Raw genomic sequence first — 15825 nt, forward strand, 5'->3', positions numbered from 1 at the left:
AGGGCCGGTGAAGGCTTTGACGACAGCGGTTGTCATTTTGGTGTTTTTAGTTATTTTGCTCGCCGTGTATCACATCTTGCTCCGGCTGCAGCTACGCAATATTAACCGGCAGCTTGAGAAGAGGCTGAGTGAAAGAACGCGGCAGCCGCTTAGTCTGGAGCTGATCAACCGGGAGCTGAACCGGTTGACGGCCAATATCAACAAATGCCTGAAGGCGGAGGAGAACCTCCGTCTTGACAGCATCCGCGAAGAAAAACGCTTCAAGGAAATGATCGCAAATATCTCCCATGATCTGCGGACGCCGCTTACCGCCATCAAGGGGTATCAGCAGCTTTTGGAGCGGGGAAATCTGTCCGAAGGCGAGCGGGACAAGCTGCGGATTGCCGGGAAGCACGCGGATGAACTGGGCAGCCTGATTGAACAGTTTTTTGAATACTCCTACCTTGTGAACGCGGAGCCGGACCCGGAGCTCCGGCGGATCAATCTGACGAATCTGGTCGCGGATTGCCTGGCGGAAGCCGCAGAAGCCTTTGAAGACAAGCATTTAGCGGTGCATATCGCGGAAGCGGCGCCCGTGTATGCTTTTGCCGATAAGGAAATGGTCGTAAGAATTGTTCACAATCTGATCCGCAACTGTATCGCACATTCCGATGGCGACCTGGAGGTGCAGATTCGGACAACGCAGAATGCGGTCATTGTGTTCCGTAATCACGTGAAGCATGCTGCCGAAATGGATGTGAACCGGCTGTTTGAGCGCTTTTACACAGCCAATAAAGCGAAGAGCAGAACGACAGGTCTCGGACTGTCCATAGTCAGGCTCCTGGCCGAACAGCTTGATGGCAGCACAAGCGCAGCTATGCAAGACGGGTTTCTTGAGATCCGCGTTGAGCTACCGGTATAAATTTCGAAAGGGGGCAGCTTCATTGTTCAAAATCATGCTTATCGAAGACGATGTTACGCTTTTCAGTGAGATCAAGGAGCGCTTGGCGCAGTGGTCCTATGAGATCTACGGGATTTCGGATTTCGGCAACGTATTGGAGGAATTTGCGGCGGTTAAGCCGGAGTTGGTCATTATCGACATCCAGCTTCCGCGCTTTGACGGGTTCCACTGGTGCCGGATGCTTCGCGCCCATTCCAATGTGCCGATCATTTTTCTGTCCTCCCGCGACCATCCTAGTGATATGGTAATGTCCATGCAGCTCGGAGCCGATGACTTTATACAGAAGCCTTTCCATTTCGAGGTGCTTATCGCCAAAATCCAGGCCACGCTGCGCCGGGTATACAACTACAACACCGAACGGATTGAATTGAAAACCTGGCGCGGGGCAACCATTGAATATGGGAAGAATACAATTACGAACGGCCTTGGCACAGCGCTGCTGACCAAAAACGAGATGTTCATTCTGAAGCTTCTGGTCGAGCGCAAAAATCAGATTGTGGAGCGTGAGGAGCTTATCAAAAGCCTGTGGGACAACGAGCATTTTGTGAGCGACAATACGCTGACCGTGAACGTGAACCGGCTGCGTAAAAAGCTGGAGCCGCTGGACCTCAGCGATTGTATCGAAACCAAGGTGGGACAAGGCTATATGGCGACCGAAGAGGCGGCTCCATGATTAGGAAATACATAAAGGAAAGGCGGAGCTGGATGCTCCTGCTTGTTGTCTTGCAGGTGATCATTCTGTTCGTGGCCTATGTCGATGTTACAATTCCGTTTCTGCCGGTGCTGTACATTGTCGTATTAAATGTTCTGGTCTGCATTACTTTTGTGTTTGTCCGATACTCGAAGGAGACCCGGTTCTATAAAAACATGGCTGCCTGGGACGAAGTGTATGATCATAGCACATTCAGCGAAGCTGCAAGCCCGTTCGAGCGGCTGGTGCAGGAAGCGGTGAATACCCAAACCGAACGGTACAGGAAGGAGTCTGCGCAGAATTTCCGTCTGCTGGAGCAGGAGAAGGATGATCTGCTGTCCTGGATTCATGAGGTCAAGACCCCGCTTACCGCCATGCAGCTCATGATCGAGCGATTGCCGGACGAGACGCTGCAGAGCCAATTAATGTACGAATGGCTGCGGCTCCATCATTTGCTCGACCAGCAGCTTCATCAGAAGCGGATTCCGTTCATGCGCAACGATCTGGTTATTGGAGTCACCCGGCTTGAGCCGATTCTGAACAAAGAAATCCGGGCGCTGAAATCATGGTGTATTCCCAAAGGGATCGGGTTTGATGTTTCGCTGGCTGTAGAAGAGGTGCTGACCGACGGCAAATGGCTGGGCTTCATGCTTCGACAACTGCTGACGAATGCTGTGAAGTACAGCGAAGCCTCCGATATCCTCATTGTGAGCCGGGAAGTGGATGGACATGCCGTGCTCGCCATTGAGGATCAAGGGCGGGGGATTGATCCGAGGGATTTGCCGCGGATTTTTGACAAAGGCTTCACCTCGACACTGGGCCGGCAGGAAGGAGCCGCAACCGGAATGGGACTGTACCTGACAAGGCAGGTTGCGGAGCCGCTGCTGATCGGCATTCAGGCAGCGTCCATGCCCGGGGAGGGCACAACGTTTACGTTAACCTTTCCGCGGGAAAATGACTTTCTGCGGATTACGGGCATGTGACAACAATGTCACATGCCTATTCATATTGTTCGGCGAAACGCAGGAAAACGTAAGAAAACCCGCTTATGATAGAACTATAGATAAGGAGTGGGCAAACATGATGATTCTTGAAGCGAATAAAATTTATAAAACGTACGGCAACAAATTCAACAAACAGGAAGTGCTCAAGGGCATTGACCTTCAGGTGGACAAAGGCGAGTTCGTCGGCATCATGGGGGCATCCGGTTCGGGAAAAACAACCCTGCTGAATGTGCTGTCCTCCATTGACCGGGTGAGCCAGGGCACAATTGAAATTGAAGGCAAGGAATTTACGGGCATGAAGGAGAAGCAGCTTGCTGAATTCCGTAAACACCATCTCGGGTTTATTTTTCAGGAGTATAACTTGCTGGATACACTCACGGTCAAAGAAAATGTGCTGCTGCCGCTCTCCATTACCGGCATTTCCAAGAAAGAGGCCCATCAGAGATTTGAACAGGTGGCCGGCGAGCTGGGCATCTACGAATTGAAAGACAAGTACCCGGCGGAAATCTCCGGCGGACAGAAGCAGCGGACGTCAGCGGCGCGGGCGTTTGTGCATGAGCCAAGCATTATTTTTGCAGATGAGCCAACTGGGGCGCTGGATTCCAAGTCTGCCTCCGACCTGCTGAACAAGCTTGCCGACATGAACACCAAACGTCAGGCCACAATCGTAATGGTCACCCATGATGCTGTTGCCGCCAGCTATTGCAGCCGTGTGGTGTTTATCCGCGACGGGCAAATTTACACTCAACTGAACAAAGGCGATGAATCCCGGCAGTCCTTTTTCAATGATATTATCAAGACCCAGAGTGTACTAGGCGGTGTCCAGCAATGAGCTTGAATTATATCATCCTGCGCAATTTGCGGAAAAATATTAAAAACTATTACCTGTACGTCTTCGCGCTGATTTTCGGTGTGGCGCTGTATTTCTCCTTCGTTACACTACAGTATGATCCCTCAATGGACAAAGTCGCTGGTACGCTCAAAGGCGGAGCGGCTATCGGCGCATCCTCGGTGCTGCTGGTGGCAATTGTGGCGATTTTCCTGCTGTATGCCAATACGATTTTCATCAAACGGCGCAGCCGGGAGATTGGACTGTTTCAATTAATTGGACTGACGAAGGGAAGAATCTTCAAGCTGCTGAGCGCGGAGAACCTGATCCTTTATTTCGGGGCCTTGGTCGTTGGGATCGGTGCGGGCTTTGCGGTGTCGCGGCTGATTCTGATGATTTTGTTCAAAATCCTGGCGATTGACGCCGTTGCCAAGCTCCGCTTCTCGCCCGAGGCGCTGCAGCAGACTGTGATTGTTTTTGCCGCGGTGTACCTGCTCATCATGCTGATGAACTACATGTTCATTAAGGGGCAGAGCATTCTCTCCCTGTTCAAGGTCACTTCCACCGCACAGGAGCGCATTAAGAAAATGCCGGTGTGGGAGATCGTCATGGGCCTGCTCGGGATCGGTTTTATCGCGGTTGGGTATTACTTATCCACCTTGCTCTTCAATGGGAAAATAAACGGCATGAACGAGCTGATGATCTCGATGATCCTTATCCTTGGTCTGGTTATTATTGGCACGTATTTGTTCTATAAAGGCTCTGTCAGCTTCGTATTCAATGCCATCCGCAAGAGTAAAAAAGGCTACCTGTCGATCAATGAGGTACTTTCGCTCTCATCCATTATGTTCCGGATGAAGTCGAATGCGCTCTTACTGACCATTATTACAACGGTATCTGCGCTGGCGATCGGGCTGCTGTCGCTCAGCTATATCTCATATTATTCTGCCGGAGCGAATGCCAAGAGCAGCTCGCCTAACGATTTTGGGTTTGCACGGGTGGAGGCCAAGGAGAAATTTGTGCAGGCGCTGGATGCGGCGCAAATCAAATACAGAGAAATTCATATGCAGCCCGTAATGGTAGAAGTCGATGCAGCGCAAATTATGCCGAAGAATTCCAAAGACACCATTCTTTCTACTGCCGTAGTCAGCGACAGCGGCTTGGAGGGGCTGGATGTTAAGCCCGGAGAAGTCCGGATTATGGGGTATAACAGTGCTCTGGATATGCTGATTAAACTGAATGATAGCGGTGAGGTTGGCATTAAGACCTTGAACGGTACGATCAAGCAGACGCTTGTGGGTATATCCGAGAAATCTATTGTCCCCTACACTTACAACGGAGGCGCAGGCATATTTGTTGTCGATGAGACAGTCTACCAGAAGCTGGTTAAGGCGCTGGACCCCAAGCTGCAAAAAGGAAAAGACAAGGCGGAGTACTACGGGGTTGAGCTTGACGACCGCTCCAAGACAGCCAAGGCCAATCAAATTTTTACGGATCAGGTGCCGGAGTTTCCAAGCTTTTCACAGCATGAGTTTGAAATGAGCCAGCGCAACAATATGGGGCTTATTATGTTTATTGTCGGCTTCCTGGGCTTGACCTTCCTGGTTACTTCCGGCTGTATTCTTTACTTCAAGCAAATGGATGAAGGGGAGGAGGAAAAGGGAGGCTACACCATTCTGCGAAAATTGGGCTTTACCCAAGTTGACCTCCTGCGCGGCATTCAGCTCAAGCAATTGTTCAATTTCGGGATTCCGCTTGTCGTTGGCCTGAGCCATAGCTATTTCGCCGTCAAGTCCGGCTGGTTCTTCTTCGGCACGGAAATGCTCACGCCAATGATTCTGGTCATGCTGCTATATACAGCGCTGTATTCCATTTTCGGGTTCCTGTCGGTGCTGTATTACAAAAGAGTGATTCGTGAGTCGCTGTGACTCCAGCGAGCTATATCCAGATGGACCAAAGGCTGCCGAGATGTTCTCGGTAGCCATTTTGCTTAGTACGCCCAATATGGGCGTCTTCTTCAGAGTAAAAAATATTGCTTTCTCCACCTGGCTGTAAAAAGCGCTATAGGATTTACATCTTCTATAGGACTGATTTTTACAGAGGGGGAACCTAGCTTGCAGTCTCAGGTAAAGGTGAGCAAGGAAAAGGAACAGACTTCCGTTTATCATAAACCATACAGCTATGAGCAGACGTATAGGAAGCCAGCGGCTGCGCGGCAGCCGGACCCGGTGGAAATTATCCGGCGTATCCGCAAGAACCCGTCTTCATTAACGCAGGAGGATCAGATGGCGCTTCAGCGGACCCTGGGCCACCGCGCGGTGGTTCAGTTGTTATCCGAGCTGAAAAAGAACAGTAAGAAAGAGGGAAAGACGGATAGAGAGGCGGGCGGAAAGCTGGAAGGGAAGAGGCCGGGAGATCAGGCGAAGGTTGGTGAGGTTCAAGAGGTTCAAGGGGGAGAGGCGTTTCAAGCTGCACAATCCGAACCTGAACAACTTGAACAACCCATACAACCCGCACAGGTGGAAGAGACACCGGTGGTTAAGGTGGAACCGGCAAATGAGGCGCAGTCGCAGGTGCGGCAGACTCAGAGTGTGGCAGCGGCGGCTGCGAAACAGAGCAGCGCTGTTCTTGAGCAGCAGCCGAGCCAGAAGGCGAAGCCAAGCGAGAAAATAAAGGGATTTTTAAAGAAGAATCTGCTGGAAATCCCTGTAAAAGGAGAAGCTTCACCTGGCAGTGTAGGAGGCGGTGGGAATTCGGCTGCTGGACAATCAGATGGAGAAGGTAAAGCTGTAGCGGCTCAGCAGAAGAAGGAAGCGGGGGCTGCTTCCAAGGCTACGGGCGGCGGGAATGAACCAGCGGCGGAGCCGGCTGAAGTGCAGTCAGCGGATGAGAAGGACGGCAAGGCTGGCGGAGACGCAAAGGACAGCAAGGAAGCTGAGGGTGCTAAGGGAAGCAAGGACGCTAGGGAAACCGAGGAAGGAAAGGAAACTAAGGAAGGCAAGGAAACTAAGGAAGGCAAGGCTGGAAAAGGGACCAACGGCGCTAAGGACGCCTCGGAGAAAGCAGGAAAAGCCGAACAAGCCGCCTCAAAGGAGCCTTCACTGGGAGCGGCCCTCGGCGCCATAGCCGGGGACGGCAAGGAAACCCCGGCCAAGGCCAAGAAGGTCAATATCCGCGGCGAAGATCCGGGGCAGATTCTGGACCAGTTGACCCAGGTTCAGCCTACCCAGATGGGGGATGCGTATGCTCAGGCTGTTGACGTTTCCGCAGGAGCTTTTGCGAAGCAGAAGCAAAAGGCGAAGCAGTCCCTCCCGGTGATCCCCGCGCCGACAGGACTGAAAGGGAAAGTGCTGCAAGCCCGGAGAAAGCCGGTGCCGCTGAAGCACGCTGCTCCAGAGAGCTATAAGAGCAAGCGGACCGGGGGAGCCGCAGCTCCGGGAAACCTGGAGCGGATGAACATCGGCTCCTCCGGCTCAGAGGGAAATCCCGAAGCCATCATGAGCGAAATCCGTTCCGCCGCAGCCCAGCCGCCCGGCATCAGCATGACCGGCGAAGCCGATCCTTCCCAAGTGGAGAGCTTCAGCCAGGAAGCCACGCAGCAAGTAGGCGCCGCCAAGCAAGCGGAGATGGGCCAGATCAGCACCCCGTTCGGTGAAAATGATATCTTCCCCGAACCGGATGGCTCGACTCTGAAGGCGGACGCAAAGCTGCAAGGCGGCAACACTCCTTCTGCCAAAAAGCTGCCATCCTTAGCCATCCCTGGCGAGATGACCGCCGGCCTCAACAAGACGCTGGCCCCGGAGATGAACAAGCAGCTCGGAGCCAAGCAAGCCGAATACCATAAAGAAAAAGAAAAATTCGACAGCAAAGTTACGCTCTCCAAGGCGGACAGCCACTCGCAAATCCAGAAGGCGGAAGCCGAAGCCAAGGAGCAGCAGCTCAGCCAGCAGGCCGGAGCCAAGGCCGAAGTGAATGCCCTGCGCGGTGAGTGGAAGCATGAGTTGGATGCCGCCGAAGCCGACTATGCCGGACAAGCCGGAGCCGCCGCCCAGCAGAAGAAAAGCGAAATCAACACCGTGCGCACCGAAAAGGAACGCGAAGCTAAGAAACGGCAGTCCGAAGCCGAGCAGGAAGCCACAACCGCCTACAGCAAAGCCAAAAAAGAAGCCGACGGCAAACATCAAGAGGAAAAAGCCAAAGAAGAGAAAAAAGGCGGCTTCCTCGGCTGGGTGAAGGACAAGCTCGAAGCGGTGGTCGAAGTCGTCAAGAAGGCCGTCAACTTCATTTTCGAGGGTCTGAGAAAAGCGGTTAAGTTTATTTTTGAAAAAGCAAAGCAAGCCGTGCTGGGCATTATCGAGCTGGGCCGCAAGCTGATCACCACCCTGATCAAAGGCTTAGGCACCCTGCTCAAAAAGCTGGTCTCCGTCGTATTCGCCAAATTCCCGGGCATCGCCGCCAAGATTTGCAGCAAAATTGACGGCGTCGTGAACAAAGCCGTCAAAGCCGTCAACCAGCTCGCACAAAAGCTCAAAACGAAAGTCACCCAGGTCATGGACTTCCTGGCTACCAAAGTGGATCAGGCTTTGGCTGTTGTGCAGAACTTCTACACGAAACTAATCTCCACCATAGGCAACCTCCTGATTGCTGTGTTCCTCGATGTGATGGAACGGATCGGGGCGCTTGGCAAGGCAGCGAAGCGATCCTTCAGCCATTTGGAAGGCAAGATGTGGGAGTATCTGCTCGGTGTGGACATTTCGAAGCCGCTTGGCGCAGGTGCCGCAGAAGGCGGAGCAGAGCAAGCCCAGGAAGCGGGAGAGCCGCAGCCGGAAGAGAAGCTTACCGCAGACGACATCGAAATGGAGTCGGTGGAAGAGGGAGGAATGGACCCTGAGCTGGTCCAGGACATGAACCTCAAAGACGGCGAAACCAAGCAGCTTCCGGGCAGCAGCGATCCGCATACGATGGATAGTATTATGGCGGATTTTGATACCGGAAAAGCGAACCAAAGCCTCGGCGGCAAAATCGCAGACGGCGTGTCGCTGCGGGCGAACAATGCCAAAATGGTGTTTGACCAGATCAAAACATATGTAATAAAATGGATGAAAGCCCATGGATTACAGCTCTTGGCCGCCATTGTAGGGATACTGGTCGGCGTTGTGGCTGCGGAAATTCTCACAGGCGGAGCGGTCACGGCTTTTCTTCCGGTCCTGATGAATATTGTCATGACCGTCATGGAAGCGCAGGCGATTGTATCCGTGGCGCAAACCCTCGCACAGGCCTCGGGCTATATCGGCACGTACCTGAGCCAAGGCTGGCAGAAGCTGATCGAACCGGCGGCTATCGCGCTGGCAACAGCGCTGGCGATGGGCCTGGTCGAGATGGCGATGGAGCTGGGGTTCAAGGGCCTCGGCAAGGGACTCAAGAAGACCGGACAAGCCGTGAAGAAAGGCGCAGCGGCAACGGCCAAAGGGGTAAAGGCCGCCGCAGGTGCGGGAGCCAAGGGCATCAAGAGTCTTTTGAAAACCGGAGCCAAACTGGTTTCCAAGAGCGGCAGCATGATCATCCGCAATGGCAAAATCGTGATCAAGAGCCTGCAAAAAGGGTTCATGAAGGGGGCTAAGAAGCTCCAAGCCCTGCTTGGCCGGATTCTTGCGAAGTTCAAGTTCAAGAAGTTTAAGCTGGAGCGCAAAGGGAAGCATATCCGTCTGTATGGCGAGGTTAATCCTTGGGTGCTGTTGATTGACGGGAAACTAGACAACGTTAACGAAGAGAAATTGAAGCAGCTTGAACATGATGGCAAGAAACCGGTCACCCTTAGCGATGCGGAGTTAGAAAAACTCAATAAATTAGATAAGGATCAGCGGGCAAAGATCTCCATGAGTGCGGATGGAGATAAGAGTAAGCTTGATTTGGACAGTATTAAGGAGAAGGGTGAAGTTGGTACAGCGCCTCGGTATGAAGATAGAAAGATTTCAAAAGAGCTATATGATGAGCTAAGAGATGAAACACCGACTCAAGAAATACGGGATCGGGTAAATGAAAGCATTGAGGATAAGATAGGAACTCCTGATCCTGCTCTTCCAGGTAAGCAAATAACAGGAAGACTTCAAGCAGACCATATCGTGCCTATGAATAGCATAGTAACAATGGAAGGCTTCGAAAAGCTAACTAAAGAACAACAACTAGAAGTATTAAACAATCCTGATAACTTTATAGGATTAAGTGAATCAGCCAATAAATCAAAGGGATCGAAATCTTTTTCAGAATGGACGAAGTATAAAAAAGAAAATATTGATGTTGACCCTAAATTTAGAGAAGAAATGATCAAAAAAGAACAAGAACTGGGAAGGAAACTACAAAAACAAATAGATGATTTTGTTGAACGAAATAAAAAAGATATAGATGATAGAAGGAGATGATATAATAGTATGCAAAATAAACTTGATTTTTTAAGAAAGTATAAAAGAAATGTGCGAATAATACCATTTGATCAAATCAATAAACTTGATCCTGAGTGGATGCCAAGTGCATGGTACGATTTGTTTATCAAAACTGATGTAACCACGAGAATTGAAGCTATCCTGTCAATGTGGAGAGAACATATGGGTGCGGAATTGAGTAACACTATATCTTATTTGTCCGAGCATCTAAAAGAAATTGAATTGATGGAAATAGATGGTAGGTACTCTATTTTATATACGATAAAAACGGGGAGTAAGGAAATCTATTATGAGGGGCGAAGCCCCAAAGATGCGTTTAACCATAAGGTGCTAGAAGAATCTTGGGATAAAATCCCCCCGTCAATACGGAAGTTTTATGAAAATGTTCATAATGGGTTTTATTATTATGCGGGTGAATCTATGGGCTTAGTACCTCTGGAAGATGTAACATTTTTTGACAATGATGAATGGGGCATTATAGAGGAGTTAGAGGAACCTTTACAAATTGACTTGAAAACTACTTTCGGTTTCTTTAAAAGTGGAATGGGTGGTTATGTTGCAGTAGATTATAGTAATTTTGATAATGATCTGGCTACTTTGTGGTGGACGAATAAACAGCCAAGATACAAGATAAACTTTTGGGATGTAGTTGACGAATGGATTGTAATCGGCTTCGAGGTGTAATTAAAAGGTGGGGCTGGTGCCGAATGAATCTATTATTCGTTGTACGCACATAAGATGCTTTAATTTTTTAACTTAAATAACGTTATTCTTTTACATCAAACAGGTTGATTATGGTCAGACCATCGTAATTGACCTGTTTTTTGTTATATTCGTTTTTTCGCAGATTTTTGAAATCAATCGCAACTGAAAACCGGAGCGAAACTGGCCTCTAAGAGCGGCAGCATGATCATCCAGAGCGGCAAAATCGTGATCAAGAGCCTGCAAAAAGGGTTCATGAAGGGGGCTAAGAAGCTCCAAGCCCATCTCGGCCGAATTTTTGCGAGGTTCAAGTTCAAGAAATTTAAGCTGGAGCGCAAGGGGAATCGCATTCTTCTCTACGGGGAGGTTAACCCGTGGGTATTGCTAGCTAATGGCAAAATAAAAGAAGTAGACAGTCTTGAGGGTAAAAAGGCAGGAATTAGCACCCAGGCTGAACTCGATAAGATCAAGAGCTTGACAGACTCTCAAAGAGTAGACGTCTATAATAAGGCTGTTGCTAGTAAAGACGGTAAGATTGATTTTGATGATATTGAGGGGCTGGGTGATGCTCTAGAAGATACACTCAAGGAGGTTGACTATAGTTCAGGTAGAGCGTACCGTAATATTGAAGTAGATAAAATACCGATTGAATATAGAGCAGACCCTAGACTAGTACCTTGACCGCATAGCATTTTAGAATTACCCTCTTGATATAGAAGTATACGGGAGGGTTAAAGCAATGTACAAAAAATATAAGATAGAATTGAGTCCAAAAGAACGGGAGCAGATTAATCGATTTATTCATGACAAGAAGACTTCTAAAGGGATTCGCAATCGCTGCCTCATTTTGTTATTGGCTGATGAGAGTCAGGGGCAGATTCCAAAACAGATTGAAATCGCCCAGCGTGTCGGTGTCAGCGATGTTACCGTCCACCATACAATTAAAGACTATTGTACGTATGGGCTGGAATTGACACTTCACTATCGGCAACGTCCCAATCCCGGTCGTCCGGCTGCAATTACCGGAGAAGAGGAAGCTCGGATCATTGCACTCGCGTGTTCTGAGCCACCAAACGGATATGCCCGCTGGACGATTCGTCTTCTGACAAGTCGAGTGATTGAACTGGGTATTCTGGAGTCCGTTGGACGGGAAACCATTCGCCAAACGTTAAAAAAACGAAACTTAAGCCTCATTTGAAAAAGCAATGGTGCATACCCGCAAAAGCCAATGCTGAATTTGTTGCCCGCATGGAAGACGTGCTTGAAACCTACGCCCTCCCGTATGATTTCGAGATCCCGCTCATTTGTATGGATGAGCAGCCTGTGCAACTGCTGGATCACACCCGCCCGCCGGAGAAGATGAAACCAGGGAAGGTACGCCGGGAAGACTATGAATACGAGCGTAAAGGTAGTTGCACCCTGTTTTTATTCACAGAACCTTTGGCCGGTTGGCGCCACGTTTGTGCGAGCCAAAGACGGACCAAATCGGATTGGGCAGAACAGATCCGCGAATTGCTCGAAGTCCACTATCCAAAGGCGAAGCGCATTCGACTTGTCATGGATAACTTGAATACGCATACCCTCTCATCGCTGTATGAAACCTTTTCTCCTGATGTAGCGCTCTCGTTAGCAAAGCGTTTGGAGATCCACTACACACCGAAGCATGGAAGCTGGCTAAATATTGCTGAAATTGAACTGAGCGCAATGACGATACAATGTCTGCACCGCCGAATTAGCTCAATTGAACAATTACAGCAAGAAGTAACGGCTTGGAAAGTCAAGCGCAACCAGGATCAAAAATCGGTCCAGTGGCAATTCACAACCGAGGAAGCCAGAGGCAAATTAAAACATTTGTATCCTAAAATCTAAAGCGGTCAAGGTACTAGTTTCTGAAATGAACTATAAGGGCAAGGGAAAGGGTGGAACAAACTCGGCAGGGTGGGAAAGAGACGCTTCAAAACATTTTAATGAATTACTAGATAAACACCCTGAAGTCTTTAGTAAAGCAAATGTAGCAAAAATTGAAGATGGATTAGTTCCAGTAGTGGATGATGAGTTTATTAAACACTTCCCTCAATATAAAGATTGCAAAGGTGATAAGCTTATCCACCACCATATTGGTGGTGGAGGTCAAGCTGCTGCTGTGCCACAATCATTGCATAAAGGTTTTGGCGGCATACACAATTTTGAGAAAAACCACAATATAAGGGGTAACGACCCATTATCTGAAATAGGAAAAGTATTTACATCGGGTACGAACTTATCAAAGAGTTCTAGACAGCCAAGAAAGAAAAAACCACCAAAACAATAAAAATAGTGGAGGTATGGATGATTACACCACAAGAGTTTTTAGACAATTGGGATAAGGAAACTTATGGTCTAGTTGAATATGATGATATAGTCATAGATACATTTTCCTTATCTCAAGAATCAAAGCATTTCTTGATTAAGGCGGGTTTACCTGAATCAGCTCCTCCATTTCTAACTTTTGAATCCTCGGCTAAAGGAGGTGGGGTCAGATTAACCGAGAAATATAATGATGCTGAATCTCTCTATCGGAAATATATATATGTTGGATTCACTGGTAGCGGTCACCCCATATGTATCAATGAGGAGAATGATGAGGTCATATATATTGACTATGATAAGGACAATGAAGAAGTGGTAATAAATTCATCAATAGCACAGTTTGCGGAATCCTTGTTAGTTTATGTGGATTTTATAAAAAAAATTAAAGCTGAAAAAGGTAGAAGAGCATTTATTGAAAGAAAAGCAAGTAGAGATTTGCTGCAATGGATTACTAACAGACTTGAGGAGATAGATCCTGATTCCTTTACTCAAGGGAGTTTATGGGAAGAGGAGCTAAATAATTTTCAATACTAAAATTTGGGACTATCATATCGCTTTTCCTTTGCATTGAACAGGTTGATTATGGTCAGCGGCTACCACGATCAACCTGTTTTTTTGTTAACATCGGTTGCTTCAAGACTAGTTTTCGTCTCATGAAGGAGGTCAAAAAGCTTAAGGGCCTGCTTGACCGGGTTCTTGCGAAGTTCAAGTTCAAGAGGTTTAAGCTGGAGCGCAAAGGGAAGCATATCCGTCTTTACGGCGAGGTTAATCCTTGGGTGCTGCTCGCGGACGGAACAATTCACAATGTCGATGAACAAAAACTGAAGCAGCTTGAACGTGATGGCAAGAAACCGATCACCCTTAGCGATGCGGAGTTAGCAAAACTCAATAAAGTAGATATTGATGAGCGAGCAATGATCTCCAAGGGTGCGGATGGAGATAAGAGTAGGATAGATTTCGATAGTATTAAGGGGACGGGGAATGGTCCATACTCAAACATACCTGATTCAAAAAGTGTTGGCTCAGGAAAAAAATTTACCCAAACCCAAAAGCAAAAGATAATTGAAGAGAACATGAAAAAAAATGGTGGCAAATTAAAGTCTGACTTATCAGGGGAAGAGTTAGTGCCTTCTCAAAAAAGTCAGACGGGTGTTAAGCCACCTCAGAATGAAGTACAGATTGACCATATTGACCCTCGTAGTAAAGGCGGCTCCAATAGCTACGATAATGCGCAAGTATTGTCTAGACAAGAGAACAGACTTAAATGGGATGACTGAATAAAATAGGAGTGACTAATTTGTCAAATAATTGGGCATTTAATGATTTACCTAACACAATGGCTCTGACGACTAAAGATGTTTTAGCAATGAAAAAGCCCATATTATTTGTTTCACATGATATGGATGATGGCATGTGGCAGTTTCATTGTGGAGAAGATGTAGACATGGATAATGCTCTTCTAGTAAGCCTTAAAGAAATCGTGGAATATGACTCATCTGTAACAATTCTTAATGATTTGCCGCTTGGTTGGATTGCTTGGAGGGAAACTGAGTCAAGCTCTTGGATAAGGCAACAAAATTAATAAAACATTCAACACCTTGATCGGCTTCGTGGCCCTTCAAGGTTTCTTTTTGGTGGAGCTACCCAGTGCTGAATAAACCCATCATTCAACCAGAGCAAATAATCATAAGCGAAAAACTCATTCAGTCAGTGTTGTTAATATGGGTCTGCTCGGCCGGATACTGGCGAAGTTTATGGCTAGACAATTTTTTTGCATGGTAAATAATATCCAAAAGTAAAGATGTTATTACCATCTTCCTTAATATTTGCATACTTATCGAATGAGTAATATTCCATTGAAATTCCGACGATTGAGTAATCGGGCATATATCCATTTGTTCTCATGATTTTCTCTGTTTTACCATGAGCGCCTTTTTCCAGGTGAGAGGTAGTTCCTTGTATCCAGCCAATCCCCATTAGACAATCAGGAATGTCGCGGTAAGAAAATCCGTTTGGAACTATTGTATCCGGTTTGGCAAATATTCCTGCAATATAAGTGAACTCTTTTGTCTGCGGATTGTACTCACCCATCCATCCAATCGTGTCTCTAAGTGGAGATACTCGGTTGGGCAGACTTTGAAGAAGATTATTCGTTCCATCGTTTAACATCGATTTCCATAAATCGGGAACAGGGTTCTTCTTGCCGACAAGTACCTCTTTGCCTATAAATCTGACCGCTGTAAAGCTCTGTACTTCAAAATAAATATGTGCTCCCATATAAACCTCCATGTTTTAAAGGGATCAGCAATAATAGCAAATACCCCCTGAATTTAGGGTGAGTCATTCGTTAATGTTACTGGAAGAGAACTTCGCCCGTATGAATGTCAATATTGACTGAATTAAAGCTGCGGTACACCCTGCCCGATTGGCTGGTGAATTTCAATACGCAGTAGTCGGGGTCTGTTACACCCAGCGAATAATAGGTGGTATCTCCCTCACGCCAAATCATTTCTTTGGAGGCCGCATCTTCAAGCACATCCATCGTCCCTGTCAGCATCATACCTATAAAATTATTTTGGTCGCAGAAATACACACAGGCTTTATTGTTCTCTCTGAACTGCTTCACTCTCATTGAAGAGGTATTGGTCGTAAAATAGAAATGAAGCAGGTTCTCCCGCCTGCGGGGGGCAAGCATCGCCTTCATATTTGGAAATCCATCACTGTCCACGGAACCAATAAAGGCGGTGCTTTGACTGTCTAGCAGTCTATTGATCATTTCCGGTACTTTTTCCACTATGAATCACTCCTTGGCATATGGCTATAGGAGCAGTATACAAATTATTGAATTAGCAGAACAGTACCCACTTTTT

16 protein-coding genes are annotated in these 15825 nt (G+C 47.8%); 14 read left to right on the forward strand and 2 right to left on the reverse strand.

Annotated features, from left to right (window positions below; all coding sequences use genetic code 11):
• Nucleotides 1-7: 7 nt before the first annotated feature.
• From B212_RS0108700 to B212_RS0108770, 14 genes are all read left to right on the forward strand, one after another.
• Entirely contained in the window at nucleotides 8-901 is an 894-nt protein-coding gene (locus tag B212_RS0108700; protein WP_019910217.1) for a sensor histidine kinase, read from the forward strand.
• 22 nt (nucleotides 902-923) lie between these two features.
• Nucleotides 924-1613 carry a response regulator transcription factor gene (locus B212_RS0108705; protein WP_019910218.1) on the forward strand — a complete coding sequence of 230 codons (690 nt, stop codon included), beginning with the start codon at nucleotides 924-926 and terminating at the stop codon, nucleotides 1611-1613.
• Nucleotides 1610-2614, forward strand: a complete 1005-nt coding sequence (locus tag B212_RS0108710) for a sensor histidine kinase (RefSeq protein WP_019910219.1) — start codon at nucleotides 1610-1612, stop codon at nucleotides 2612-2614. The genes B212_RS0108705 and B212_RS0108710 overlap by 4 nt, the downstream gene beginning before the upstream one ends.
• A gap of 97 nt (nucleotides 2615-2711) precedes the next feature.
• Nucleotides 2712-3467, forward strand: coding sequence for an ABC transporter ATP-binding protein (locus B212_RS0108715; protein ID WP_019910220.1), 756 nt, complete (start codon nucleotides 2712-2714; stop codon nucleotides 3465-3467).
• Entirely contained in the window at nucleotides 3464-5392 is a 1929-nt protein-coding gene (locus tag B212_RS0108720; protein WP_019910221.1) for an FtsX-like permease family protein, read from the forward strand. Before B212_RS0108715 ends, B212_RS0108720 begins: the two co-directional genes overlap by 4 nt.
• A gap of 186 nt (nucleotides 5393-5578) precedes the next feature.
• Nucleotides 5579-9883 carry a hypothetical protein gene (locus B212_RS33780; RefSeq protein WP_019910222.1) on the forward strand — a complete coding sequence of 1435 codons (4305 nt, stop codon included), beginning with the start codon at nucleotides 5579-5581 and terminating at the stop codon, nucleotides 9881-9883.
• 9 nt (nucleotides 9884-9892) lie between these two features.
• The gene (locus B212_RS0108735) at nucleotides 9893-10588 is read left to right on the forward strand and encodes an SMI1/KNR4 family protein (RefSeq protein ID WP_019910223.1); all 696 of its coding nucleotides are present in this window, start codon (nucleotides 9893-9895) and stop codon (nucleotides 10586-10588) included.
• 222 nt (nucleotides 10589-10810) lie between these two features.
• A complete protein-coding gene (locus B212_RS0108740) occupies nucleotides 10811-11287 on the forward strand; it encodes a hypothetical protein (RefSeq protein WP_019910225.1) in 477 nt (158 codons plus the stop codon).
• A gap of 58 nt (nucleotides 11288-11345) precedes the next feature.
• Nucleotides 11346-11804, forward strand: a complete 459-nt coding sequence (locus B212_RS35900; RefSeq protein WP_019910226.1) for a helix-turn-helix domain-containing protein — start codon at nucleotides 11346-11348, stop codon at nucleotides 11802-11804.
• Entirely contained in the window at nucleotides 11801-12475 is a 675-nt protein-coding gene (locus tag B212_RS35905) for an IS630 family transposase (protein WP_019910227.1), read from the forward strand. Before B212_RS35900 ends, B212_RS35905 begins: the two co-directional genes overlap by 4 nt.
• 25 nt (nucleotides 12476-12500) lie before the next feature.
• On the forward strand, nucleotides 12501-12917 hold the full coding sequence (locus B212_RS31110) for a hypothetical protein (RefSeq protein ID WP_019910228.1): 417 nt from the start codon (nucleotides 12501-12503) through the stop codon (nucleotides 12915-12917).
• Between the two features lie 17 nt (nucleotides 12918-12934).
• The gene (locus tag B212_RS0108760; RefSeq protein WP_019910229.1) at nucleotides 12935-13489 is read left to right on the forward strand and encodes an SUKH-4 family immunity protein; all 555 of its coding nucleotides are present in this window, start codon (nucleotides 12935-12937) and stop codon (nucleotides 13487-13489) included.
• Nucleotides 13490-13608: 119 nt separating this feature from the next.
• Nucleotides 13609-14232: an HNH endonuclease signature motif containing protein gene (locus B212_RS33100; RefSeq protein WP_019910230.1), complete on the forward strand. Its 624-nt coding sequence runs from the start codon at nucleotides 13609-13611 to the stop codon at nucleotides 14230-14232.
• Nucleotides 14233-14243: 11 nt separating this feature from the next.
• On the forward strand, nucleotides 14244-14537 hold the full coding sequence (locus B212_RS0108770) for a hypothetical protein (protein WP_442950099.1): 294 nt from the start codon (nucleotides 14244-14246) through the stop codon (nucleotides 14535-14537).
• A 176-nt stretch (nucleotides 14538-14713) separates the two neighbouring features.
• On the opposite strand, the gene B212_RS0108775 is transcribed toward B212_RS0108770, so the two are convergent.
• Nucleotides 14714-15232 (reverse strand): hypothetical protein, encoded by a 519-nt coding sequence (locus B212_RS0108775; RefSeq protein ID WP_019910232.1) that lies wholly within the window; start codon nucleotides 15230-15232, stop codon nucleotides 14714-14716.
• Between the two features lie 76 nt (nucleotides 15233-15308).
• Entirely contained in the window at nucleotides 15309-15749 is a 441-nt protein-coding gene (locus B212_RS0108780) for a pyridoxamine 5'-phosphate oxidase family protein (RefSeq protein WP_019910233.1), read from the reverse strand.
• Nucleotides 15750-15825 lie beyond the last annotated feature (76 nt).

This window comes from Paenibacillus sp. HW567 (assembly GCF_000374185.1).
Taxonomy (GTDB): domain Bacteria; phylum Bacillota; class Bacilli; order Paenibacillales; family Paenibacillaceae; genus Paenibacillus_AQ.